At 71.3% G+C, this 10,994-nt stretch carries 9 protein-coding genes and 1 pseudogene; 6 read left to right on the top strand and 4 right to left on the bottom strand.

The genetic code is table 11. The features are described 5' to 3' along the window. From E1294_RS53775 to E1294_RS48450, 5 genes and pseudogenes are all read left to right on the top strand, one after another. Nucleotides 1–639, top strand: a pseudogene (locus E1294_RS53775) (hypothetical protein); the annotation flags it as partial. A 297-nt stretch (nt 640–936) separates the two neighbouring features. Further along, complete coding sequence (locus tag E1294_RS48465; RefSeq protein ID WP_132518959.1) at nt 937–3,129, top strand: HelD family protein; 2,193 nt, start codon at nt 937–939, stop codon at nt 3,127–3,129. Nucleotides 3,130–3,646: 517 nt separating this feature from the next. Beyond that, the gene (gene lnt, locus E1294_RS48460) at nt 3,647–5,740 is read left to right on the top strand and encodes an apolipoprotein N-acyltransferase (RefSeq protein ID WP_246083811.1); all 2,094 of its coding nucleotides are present in this window, start codon (nt 3,647–3,649) and stop codon (nt 5,738–5,740) included. A 1-nt stretch (nt 5,741) separates the two neighbouring features. Beyond that, the gene (locus E1294_RS48455; RefSeq protein ID WP_132518956.1) at nt 5,742–6,491 is read left to right on the top strand and encodes a polyprenol monophosphomannose synthase; all 750 of its coding nucleotides are present in this window, start codon (nt 5,742–5,744) and stop codon (nt 6,489–6,491) included. Nucleotides 6,492–6,530: 39 nt separating this feature from the next. Next, nucleotides 6,531–7,202: an FxsA family protein gene (locus E1294_RS48450; protein ID WP_246083810.1), complete on the top strand. Its 672-nt coding sequence runs from the start codon at nt 6,531–6,533 to the stop codon at nt 7,200–7,202. Nucleotides 7,203–7,260: 58 nt separating this feature from the next. Here the strand turns inward: E1294_RS48450 and E1294_RS48445 are convergent, their stop codons facing one another. The 3 genes from E1294_RS48445 to E1294_RS48435 all read right to left on the bottom strand — a co-directional run bounded on the left by E1294_RS48445 (nt 7,261) and on the right by E1294_RS48435 (nt 9,044). Continuing rightward, the gene (locus tag E1294_RS48445) at nt 7,261–7,605 is read right to left on the bottom strand and encodes an RNA polymerase-binding protein RbpA (RefSeq protein WP_132518953.1); all 345 of its coding nucleotides are present in this window, start codon (nt 7,603–7,605) and stop codon (nt 7,261–7,263) included. Between the two features lie 55 nt (nt 7,606–7,660). Beyond that, entirely contained in the window at nt 7,661–8,440 is a 780-nt protein-coding gene (locus E1294_RS48440; protein WP_132518950.1) for a hypothetical protein, read from the bottom strand. Nucleotides 8,441–8,525: 85 nt separating this feature from the next. Beyond that, entirely contained in the window at nt 8,526–9,044 is a 519-nt protein-coding gene (locus E1294_RS48435; RefSeq protein WP_132518947.1) for a nuclear transport factor 2 family protein, read from the bottom strand. Between the two features lie 33 nt (nt 9,045–9,077). Between E1294_RS48435 and E1294_RS48430 the strand changes: the two genes are divergently transcribed. Next, nucleotides 9,078–9,572 carry a winged helix-turn-helix transcriptional regulator gene (locus E1294_RS48430; RefSeq protein WP_220448373.1) on the top strand — a complete coding sequence of 165 codons (495 nt, stop codon included), beginning with the start codon at nt 9,078–9,080 and terminating at the stop codon, nt 9,570–9,572. A gap of 4 nt (nt 9,573–9,576) precedes the next feature. Here the strand turns inward: E1294_RS48430 and E1294_RS48425 are convergent. After that, nucleotides 9,577–10,994: MFS transporter (locus E1294_RS48425; RefSeq protein ID WP_132518945.1), on the bottom strand; the 1,418-nt coding region annotated here is incomplete at its 5' end.

The raw sequence follows: 10,994 nt of genomic DNA, 5'->3' as shown, positions 1-10,994 counted from the left end.
GGCTGGCGGGGGGTGCTGCTGGGTGGGGCGATCGCGGTCAAGCTCGTGCCGGCCGTGGTGCTGTCCGGGCCGCTGTCCGGGGTGCTGTCCAGCGGCCGGGCGGCACGGCGGGCCGGGTGGACGACGGCGCTCGCCGTTCTCGTCGTGGCCGCCGCCTACCTGCCCTACGTCGTGGTGTCGCGGGGTTCGGTGCTGGGGTACCTGTTCGGGTACGTGGCCGAGGAGGGTTACGACGAGGCCGGGGCGCGTGACCGCTACGGGCTGCTGCGGCTGGTGCTGCCCGACTCCTGGGCCGTGCCCGCCGTCCTCGCCGTCATGGCGGCCGTGACGTTCCACGTCCTCAGGCGCGGCGACCCGGACCGGCCGTGGCGGGGGGCGCTGGTGGTCACGGGCACGGCGTTCCTCCTGCTGACCCCCGGATATCCGTGGTACGCGCTGCTGATCGTCGCCCTGGTGGCCCTGGACGGCCGCGGCGAATGGCTCGGCGTCCCCCTGGCGGGCGCGGTGGCCTACCTCGCCCCGGCGGCGGGCACGTACGCCTACGCCGCCGCCGGGGCGGCGGTCCTGGCGGGTGCCGTTCTCCGCAGGCCGGCGACGGCCCCGGTGGGGGCCGCCCAGCGAGAGCCGGGCCACCCGTAGCGGGCGCGCTGCGGACGGTCTTGTCGTCACCGGCGTACTGGACACCCGCTACAGGCGATGACTGATAATCCGAGAGTCGCTGTGAACGGGACGACGTGATGGGAGCGCCGCATCAGGCGTGCTAATGTCATCGTTTGTCGTAACAACAAGCAGAATGGCACGGAGTGTCCCATTAACCACATTAATGGTCAGACGGTAACGCGTCAAACGGAACGCGCCAGAGAGCAGGCGTACGTCACCCGCCTCTACGACCGTCTCGACGAGCTGCGCGAGCGCACCCAGCGACAGCTGAAGGAGGTGCTGGCCAGCGGCGCCGTCGGCACGATGCAGAACAGGTCGGAGCGCGACACGTTCGCCGAGATGTACGCCTTGAGGCTCGCCCGGCTCTGGGCGGTCGAGCGCGGCCTGGCCTTCGGCCGGCTCGACCACGTCGAGGAGGGCCGCCTCTACATCGGCAAGCTCGGCCTCACCGACGACGAACAGCAGCGCCTGCTGATCGACTGGCGGGCACCGGTCGCGCAGCCGTTCTACCGCGCCACACCCGCCGCCCCGATGGGCGTGACCAGGCGTCGCCACCTGCAGACCAAGGGCCGCACGGTGGCCGGCGTCGACGACGACCTGCTCGACCTCGACTCGCTCACCGACGACGACCGCGCCACGCTCAACGGCGAGGCGGCCCTGCTGGCCGCGCTGGACGAGCGGCGCACGGGCCGCATGCGCGACATCGTGGCCACCATCCAGTCCGAGCAGGACCGCGTCATCCGCGGCGACCTGAACGGCGTACTGGTCGTGCAGGGCGGTCCCGGCACCGGCAAGACCGTCGTGGCTCTGCACCGCGCCGCGTACCTGCTCTACACGCACAGGGAGCGGCTGGAGCGCAGGGGCGTGCTCATCCTCGGGCCCAACCTCACGTTCCTGCGCTACATCGAGCAGGTCCTGCCCTCGCTCGGCGAGAACGACGTGCTGCTGTCCACGGTCGGCGAGCTCTATCCCGGCGTCACCGCCACCGCCCGCGAGCGGTCCGAGGTGGCGGCGCTGAAGGGGGACGCGCGGATGGCCGCGGTGATCGCCAAGGCCGTACGCGACCGGCAGCGGGTACCGCGCAAGCCCGTCGAGCTCACCCTCGGCCGCCTCACCCTCTCCATCGACCGTGCCATGCTCGACGCGGCCAGGAACAAGGCGACCCGCTCGCGCCGCCCGCACAACCAGGCCCGCTCCGTCTTCGTCAGGTCGCTGCTCAACGCGCTGGCCCGGCAGCAGGCCCGCAAGATCGGCAAGGTGCTCATCGACGAGGACGACCTGGCCGACATGCGCGAGGAGCTGCGTACCGAACCGGTCGTCAAGTCCGCGCTCAACCGGCTGTGGCCGTATCTCACGCCGCAGCGCCTCCTGCTCGGCCTGTACGGTTCGCCCGAGCGCCTGGAGTACGCGGCCTCGTCCCTCACCCCCGGCGAGCGTGCGCTGCTGCGCCGGGACGGCGGCGCGTGGACCGAGTCCGACGTGCCGCTGCTCGACGAGGCGGCCGACCTGCTCGGCGACATCGACGAGCAGGTGCTGCGCGCCAGCGCCATGCAGGCGGAGGAGGAGCTGGCCGCCGCCAGGCAGGCCGAGGAGAGCGAGCGCGAGGCCGAGCTCGCCTACGCCCGCGAGGTCCTGGAGCTGACGGGCCTGTCCGACGTCATGGAGGCCGAGCGCCTCGCCGAACGCCAGCGTGGCGACGGCCCCCACCTCACCACCGCCGAGCGCGCCGCCGCCGACCGCACCTGGGCCTACGGGCACGTGATCGTGGACGAGGCCCAGGAGCTGTCGCCGATGGCCTGGCGGGCGGTCATGCGGCGGTGCCCCACGCGGTCGATGACGATCGTCGGCGACATCGCGCAGACCGGCTCGGCGGCCGGCGCACGCTCATGGGCGGAGGTCCTCGACCCGTACGTGGCCGGGCGCTGGCGCCAGGAGCGGCTGACCGTCAACTACCGCACGCCGGTCGAGCTGATGGCGGTCGCGGCGCGCGTCCTGGCCACCGTCGACCCCGCGCTTGAGGCCCCGGTGTCCGTCCGTGAGCTGGGCGTGCAACCCTGGTCGGCGCCGCTCTCCGTGCTGGCCGAGCTGGTCAAGGCGGAGGTGGGCGAGGGCGGCAAGGTCGCCGTGGTGGTGCCCGACAGGCTGCTCGCCACGCTCGGCGCCGAGGTCACCGCGGCAGTGGCCGGCACCGTGATGGTGACGCCGGGGGCCGGCCGGGCGAAGGGCGCGGAGGCCCTCGACGCGCCGGTGGCCGTGATGGGGGTGACGGACGCGAAGGGGCTGGAGTTCGACTCGGTGATCGTGGCCGAGCCCGACCTCATCGCCGCCCAGTCGCCACGAGGGCCGAGCGACCTGTATGTTGCTCTCACCCGTGCCACGCAACGGCTCGGCGTCGTGCACGAGCGGCCGCTCTCCGAGGCGCTGAGGGGCTTGCCCGAGCGCTCGCAGACGCCCGGAAATGGGCGTTGATCCGCTTTGCTGCGGGCAGCCGATCATGTACCACCTGCGAAAACTTGATGTTTCTGCTGATCGGGACACGGTTGACATCTGAGGTGGAGTCGGTAGTTTGCTGCGCAGTCCAGCACGGGACTTGGCCGGTTGGCCGTCTCTGACATCGCCGGATCCTGCGTCCGTGACGGAGTGTGACTTCGTCCACACAGCCAGGTGCAGGGCCGTCGGTCCGTCGAGTCGGGGCACCCCAGCCGGGCGGGGGGTTGGACCCGGGACGGGCCCGGGAGCCCAGTAGACAACGGAATTCCGCGCTCGCCGCCGACGAGACGGGTCCGGTCCGAAGGGTTTCCGGGCCCTCTTCCCGTTCTCGTGCGCAGGACCGCCGTGCGCCGGGTGGTCCCGTCACCCGCGGGATCACCCTGCCGCGACCGCCCGCCTTTTTTCGATCTCCCCGCGCCGCGCTGCATGAAGTGGGGCCGTGGGACGGTAGCGTTTTCGCAAGCAGGCGTGCGATGACGGCGGAGGAGACCCCGGAGTGGTTCAGGACAGAGCGAGCCTACCGCCCACACCCGGGCGTGACTCGACCCCTGGCGGTGGTCACGCCCCTGCCGCCGCGTCGCCCCAGGCCGCCACGACCGCGTCACCTGACGCGACCGCCGCACCCGCCCTGCCCGGCACGACCGGGGTGACGGCGCCCGACGGCGCGCGTACGCCCCCGGAGGCCGGCGCTGTTCCCGGCACGGACACCGCTCTGGCGCAGGACGTCGCTCCGGCCGGTACCACGTCGAGCGCACCGGAGACCGGCGGGCCCCTCAGGGAAGCGGCCGATGCGCCAGGTCCGGACGCCTCCGCCAGGACGAAGCCCGAGCCTCTGCCCGAGCCGGAGCCCCTGCCCGAGTCCGGGCCGGAGTCCCAGGCCGAATCCGTGCTCGAGTCCGGGCCGGTGTCCGAGGTGGGGCAGGGTGCGCGAGGCGGCGGCGCGAGCGATGGTGACGAGGCGCACGGGGCGCGTGGCGAGACCGCGACCGGTGACGGCGTGCCGGCGAAGGGCGGTCCCAAGGCCGCCGCGGGCGAGCCGGGACGCGAGCCGCGGCGCGTGCTGATGGCAAGGGCCGCGGCGGCCGTGGCCGGCGGGCTGGCGCTGTTCGCCGCCTTCCCGCCGCTCGACTGGTGGTGGTTCGCCCCGCTGGGCATCGCCCTGATCGTCGTCTCCCTCCACGGAACCCGCCCCAGAAGAGCCGCCTGGCTCGGCTACGTCGGCGCCGCGGCGTTCCTGTTCCCCGGCGTGGCGTGGGTGCGCACGATCGGCGACGACGTCTGGCTCATGCTCGTCGGCGCGGAGAGCCTCTTCTACGCCGCAATGGCCGCCGCGGCGGCGCTCGTGTTCCGCCTGCCCGGCTGGCCGGTGTGGTTCGGCGGCCTGTGGGTGGCCATGGAGTGGCTGCGCGGCCTGGTGCCCTTCGGCGGGTTCCCGTGGGCGCGGGTGGCCTTCAGCCAGGGGGAGTCGCTGTTCACGACCTACGCGGCGCTGGGCGGCGTGCCGCTGGTGTCGTTCGCCGTCGTGCTGTGCGGCGCCCTGCTGGCCCACGCCTTCCTGTCGCGCGGCGGGCACGTGCCCTGGCGCAGTGCCGCTCCATGGCGCCTCGGGCGCAGGGCGGCTCCCGTGGCGCTGGCCCTGGCTGTGCCCGTGCTGAGCCTGGCCGTGCCGAGGCCGGGCGACGAGGGCCGTACCGTCAACATCGGCATCGTGCAGGGCAACGTCCCCGGCCGGGGCATGAACGTTCTCGGCGACGAGCCCGCCGTCGTCCTGCGCAACCACGCGAACGAGACCAAGCGCCTGGCCCAGGCCGTACGCGAGGGCAGGCTCCCCAAGCCCGACCTGGTCGTGCTGCCGGAGAACTCCACCGACATCGACCCCTACCGCGACCAGTTCGCCCGGCAGATCATCCACGACTCCGTGCGGGACGTCGGGGTGCCCACGCTCGTCGGCGCGGTCGTGGCGATCGGCGACGAGCACCGCGCCACCCGCAGCCTCGTGTGGGACCCGGTGACCGGAGCGGGCGACTATTACGACAAGCAGCACCTGGTGCCGTTCGGGGAGTTCACGCCGCTCAAGGAGATCGTGCTGGCCCTGTGGGAGCGGGCCGGACTGGTGGGCCGGCAGTCGGTGCCGGGCGACCAGCCGGGCGACCTGAAGATGGGGCCCGTGACGATCGGCGCGGTCAACTGTTACGAGGTGGCCTACGACGGCACCGTGCGCGAGACCGTGCGTGCCGGAGGCACCCCCCTCGTGGTGCAGACCAACAACGCCAGCTACGCCCTGTCCAACCTGCCGGCGCAGCAGCTGGCGATGTCCAAGCTGCGCGCGGTGGAGCACAACAGGGCCGTCGTGACCGCCGCCACCACAGGGATCTCCGCGTTTGTCACGCCTGACGGTAAGGTCTCCTGGCAGACCCGCGAGCTGGTCGCGGACATGAACGTGGTCAAGGTGCCCGTACGCACTGAGAAAACGCTTGCAACCAGGGTGGGGGCGTTTCCTGAGTGGGCATTGATGGTGATGGGAGCGGCGGCGGCCGGAGTCGCCGCGTGGCGTGGCAGGCGGCGAGACGACCGGATGAGGAACGACTGACATGGAGACTCTCGGCCGGGTGCTCGTCATCGTGCCGACATACAACGAGCGCGACAACCTTCCCGTGATCGTCGAGCGGCTGCGGGCCGCCGTGCCGACGGCCCACGTGCTCGTGGCCGACGACAACAGCCCCGACGGCACCGGCGAGATCGCCGACGGGCTGGCCGCTGGCGACGACCACGTGCACGTCCTGCACCGGGCCGGCAAGCAGGGCCTCGGCGCCGCCTACATCGCCGGGTTCCGCTGGGGCCTGGACGAAGGTTACGACGTGCTGGTCGAGATGGACGCCGACGGTTCGCACCAGCCGGAAGAGCTGCCCAAGCTGCTGGAGGCGCTGTCCGACGGAGCCGACCTGGCGATCGGCTCCCGCTACGTGCCCGGCGGCAAGGTCGTCAACTGGCCGCACCGGCGCGAGATGTTGTCCAAGGGCGCCAACATCTACACGCGGGTCATGCTCGGCCTGCCCGTGCGCGACGCGACCGCCGGGTTCCGCGCCTACCGCTCGGCCACGCTGGACAAGGTGGGGCTGGCGGGGGTGGAGTCGCAGGGCTACTGCTTCCAGGTCGACCTCACACTGCGCACGTCACGGCACGGGCTGCGGGTGGTCGAGGTGCCGATCACGTTCGTGGAGCGCACGGTCGGCAGGAGCAAGATGAGCGGCAAGGTCATGTCCGAGGCGTTGTGGCGGATCGGGCTGTGGGGTGTCACGGGCCTGCCCAAGCGCCTGCGCGGCAGGCGCGGCCGCGATTAGACCGATCTCGGATGCGGCGGGCACCCGGAGCGCGGCGCGATGCCGCACGACGCGCTCCGGGTGCCCGCCGCGTCGTTCTCCGCGTGGTTCGCCGTGGGGCCGTCCCTGGACGTTCTCGCCGCTCGGCTCCGATTCGCCGCCGGGCGGAACGGTTCGGCGGCGCCGGGCGTTGTTCCTGCTGTACGCGCGTGTGGAATCGAGGAAACGATGCGGCTCCTGCTCTTCCTGGCCTTCCTGCTCTTCCCCGTCCTGGAGATCTGGCTGATGTTCCAGGTCGGGGACGCGATCGGCGGGCCGGCGACCGTGGCCCTGCTCATCGCCGGCAGCCTGCTGGGCGCCTGGCTGATGCGCCGCGAGGGGCGCAGGGCCTGGCGTGTGCTTCAGGAGTCGATGCAGACCGGGCGCATGCCCGAGCGTGAGCTGGCCGACAGCGGCCTGATCCTGGTGGGCGGCGGGCTGCTGCTGGTGCCGGGCTTCGTCACCGACGTCCTCGGGCTGGCGTGCGTCCTGCCGGTCACCCGGCCGCTGATGCGCCGCCTGGGCTCGTCGTTCTTCGAACGCAGGGTGAAGCGCATGGCCGCCGCCTCGCCGTACGCCGGCATGTTCCCGCCGGGCGGTGACTTCCCCGGCACCGCCTCTCCCGATGAGGGCGCGCCGAAGGGCGCCCGGGTGGTGCACGGCGAGGTGATCCGCGAAGACCGCGAATCCTGACGTCACCGCGCGAGAAGAACCCCCGGGCACCGCCCGGGGGTTTCACCGTGAGAGGAGATCAGGCGCTCTTACGACGCTGGGCTCGCAACACGGCGAGCCGCTCGTTGAGCACCTCCTCAAGATCTTCGATGGATCGCCGCTCCAGGAGCATGTCCCAGTGTGTCCGCGGCGGCTTGGTCTTCTTCGATTCCGGCTGCTCACCGTCCACGCGGACGGCGGTCGCACCGCACATGCGGCACTCCCACGTCGCGGGGATCTCGGCCTCGGCGGCAAGCGGAACCTCGAAACGATGCCCCTTAGGACAGGTGTAAGGCACCTCCTGGCGTGGGGCCAGATCCGTGTTACGGTCGTTCTCGTAGCTGGTTGCCCCGAGCCGGGTGCCACGAAGCGCGCGCTCGCCCATGTTTAAATGCCTCCTACAGGGCCCCCATGCGTGGGGGGTCTGTCTCCCACGGTGTCTAACGCTTGGTACCGTGATGGGATTCCCACCTGCGAGGTGATCCAATCGCGCTTGGGGCCTCGGTTCTTCCTGCGAGGCCCGGCCACGGGTCTCCTGGTCGGAGGCTTCGGGGGTTCCGGGCCAGCTCAGCGCGTACACGCCGCGGTTTCAGCCGGTTGATCGGCCCGTGACCGGTTTCCCGCGGCGCCCGCTCACGATCGCCGCGGCGAGCCACAGCCCGCCGGCCATGAGGAGGGCGGGCGCCGTGCGCGATGCGCAGCGGATATGGCCCGAAGAACTGCGGGATGAACAGCACGAATCCCAGCGCCGGCACCGTCCCGCTCCACCTGGGCAGCGTTCCTGACCGCCAGACGGACACCGCGGCCATCACCGTGCCGGCGGCGAGCAAAACGAGCCCGGCCGCGAACATGGTGACGGGGACGGCCCCGAACCTGAACTCCGCCGCCAGCTCCGTCAGCGCGGGCGCCTGGTCGCGCAGGGAGCGCTGGGCGATCACGTTCAGCCCGAAGGTCTCTGCGCCGTAGTAGGGGAGTGTCAGGCCCGCGCCTGCCCAGGTCACCGCCGCAGCCCGCAGCGACCACCGGTCGCCGAGCGCCTGGTGCAGTCCGAGCATCGCCAGGCCGAGCAGGACGAACCCGATCATCGCGGCGGAGTGCCCGGTGACCCAGGCGGAGGAGGCCATGGCCGTGGCATCGTCGCCCGAGGGGCGGATCGTGGGATAGACGAAGAAGAGGATTCCGGCTGCGGCGAACGCCGCGGCGACCGTTTTGGAGGACATCGGTGCTCCTTGAAATGTTCGCCGCTCTTATGTGAGAGCAATGCTCTCCTTTTGCGAGGTTCATGTCAAGAGCACTGATCTCGGTTCAGATCGCTTGCCTCCTGCCCCGCCGGGTCAGCAGTGGCACCAGCGTCCTGTCGCCCAGCCGGGTCATCGCCGCCAGCGGCCTGATGGCGGCGCCGACCAGCAGCGCCAGGCCCGGCCTGCCGGACGCGCGGGCCATGCCGGGGCCCAGGGCGCCCATCAGCGCGGTCAGCGCGGGCAGCGGTCGGATGAACAGGGTGATGTCCCTGACCAGCCCGTCGTCGTCCACCTCGACGACGGCGGCCTCATGGATCTCCAGGCTTCCCAGCCGGGCGGTCGCGGTCAGCGCGCGGGTCCGGTCGTCGCCGATGTCGCTGTGGTAGCGCATGCCGGACAGGACGCTCAGCACGACGGAGAACAGCTCGCCCACCTGGTCCTTGCCCTCGAAGGTGGCCTCGGCGCTGAGCGGGGAGTGCAGGGTCACGTCGGCGGCGAGCGTGGTCATGAGCGCGTCGAGGTCGTGTGCCTCGCCGGCCCGGCGGTAGGCCGCGGCTGGTGAGTCCTGAATATGAACTGTCATGGGTTCACTTTATCAACCCACTATCCTGGGTCCATGAACAGGTTCGGTGAGATGCACTGCTCCATCGCCCAGGCCGTCGGGGTGGTCGGCGAGCCATGGACGCCGCTGATCCTGCGCGACCTGTTCCTCGGGCTGCGCAGGTTCGACGATCTGGCGGAGGATCTGGGCATCTCCCGCAACCTCCTGACCGGCCGTCTGGAGCGCCTGGTGGCGGCGGGGGTGGTGGAGAAGCGGCCGTACCAGGAGCGGCCGGTGCGTCACGAGTACGTCCTCACGGAGGCGGGCCGTGACATCGTGCCCGCCCTGACGACCCTGATGGCCTGGGGCGATCGCTGGTCCACCCCGCCGGGCGGCCCGCCCGCGTTGCTGGTGCACTCCTGTGGCGAGCGTTTCACCCCCGTGGTCACCTGCCCGCACTGCGGCGGCGAGGTCACGGCCGGCACGGTGACGGCCGTGCCCGGCCCTGGAGCGGCCCAGGGGCCGGGCACGATGCTCGTCGGGTCTCAGGTCGGCGGGAGCGCCGGCTGAGCGCTCAGATCCGCTCGGGGACCTCGTTGCCCGCGGCGCGGATGGCCTTGGGCAGATTGGTCAGGGCCAGGAGCACGAAACCGAGCACGAAAAAGATGATCATGGAGACGATGGCGATGCGGTAACTGTTGGTGAGCTGCAGCGCTACCGTCACCGTCAGCGAGCCGATGAACGCCGAGCCCTTGTCGCTGATCTGCAGCAGACTGAAGTATTCGGCCTCGCGCCCCTTCGGGATCACCTGCGAGAACAGCGAGCGCGACAGCGCCTGGGTGCCGCCGAGCACGATCGCGATCGCGAATGCCATCAGGTAGAACTGCAGGGCCTGCCTCTCCCCGACGAACATGGCCACCACCACGATCGCGGTCCACACCACCAGGCTGGCCAGCACCGTGCGCTTGGTGCCGAAGATGCCCGCCAGCCGCCCGAGCAGCAGCGCGCCGAAGAACGCCACGAACTGCACCATCAGGATCGCGCTGATCTGTACGGTCCTGTCCAGCTTGAGGGCCTCGGAGGCGAAGGCCGCGCTGTTGCCGATGACCGTCTGCACGCCGTCGTTGTAGACCAGATAGGCCACCAGGAACAGCAGCGTCAGCGGGTAGCGGCGCAGCTCGGCCAGCGTGCGGCCGAGCTGGCGGAAGCTGCCCCCGGCCGAGCGCAGCGCCGTGCTCTCGTGCGCGGGCACCGGCCGGTTGCGCAGCCGCAGCAGCGGGACGATGGTGAAGATGGCCCACCACAGCCCTGCCGACATCATGCTGATGCGCACCGCCATGCCCTCGGCCAGCCCCAGGCTCTCGTGCTGCAGGTAGAGCACCAGGTTGAGGGCCAGCAGCAGGCCGCCGCCGAGATAGCCGATGGCCCAGCCGCGCGAGGAGACCGTGTCGCGTTCGGCCGGGGTGGAGATCTGCGGCAGGAACGAGTCGTAGACCACGACCGAGGAGCCGTAGGCCAGGTTGGCCACGACGAACAGCACACCGCCGAGCATGTAGCGGTCGCCTTCGACGAAGTACAGGCCCATGGTGGCCAGCGCGCCGATGTAGGCGAAGCCGCCGAGCATCTCCCGCTTGCGCCCGGTGTGGTCGGCCAGCGCACCCACGATGGGCAGGAACACGATCTGCAGCAGCACCGCGACCGTCATGATCAGCCCGAAGAATGCGGCGGGCCTGATGTCGGCGCCGAGCACGTCGACGTACCCCAGCCCGGGGTTGGCGATCACCAGGTCGTCGAAGGTGGCCACGCACTGGTCGGAGGCCATGCCGGGGAAGTCCTGGGCGCAGGCGGCGGTCTTGGCGACCGGGATGAGGTAAGGGCCGAGGAAGACCGAGATGATCGTGGTGTAGAAGGCGGAGTTGGCCCAGTCGTAGAGGTACCAGCCGCGCTGCTCGCGCCGGCGGGCTGCGGGGGAGTCGTCGAGGGCCCCTGGGG

Origin of the sequence: Nonomuraea diastatica, assembly GCF_004349015.1 — a bacterium.
GTDB lineage: Bacteria > Actinomycetota > Actinomycetes > Streptosporangiales > Streptosporangiaceae > Nonomuraea > Nonomuraea diastatica.
Note: the sequence above shows the minus strand (reverse complement) of the source record. Positions and strands in the feature narration are given on the sequence as shown.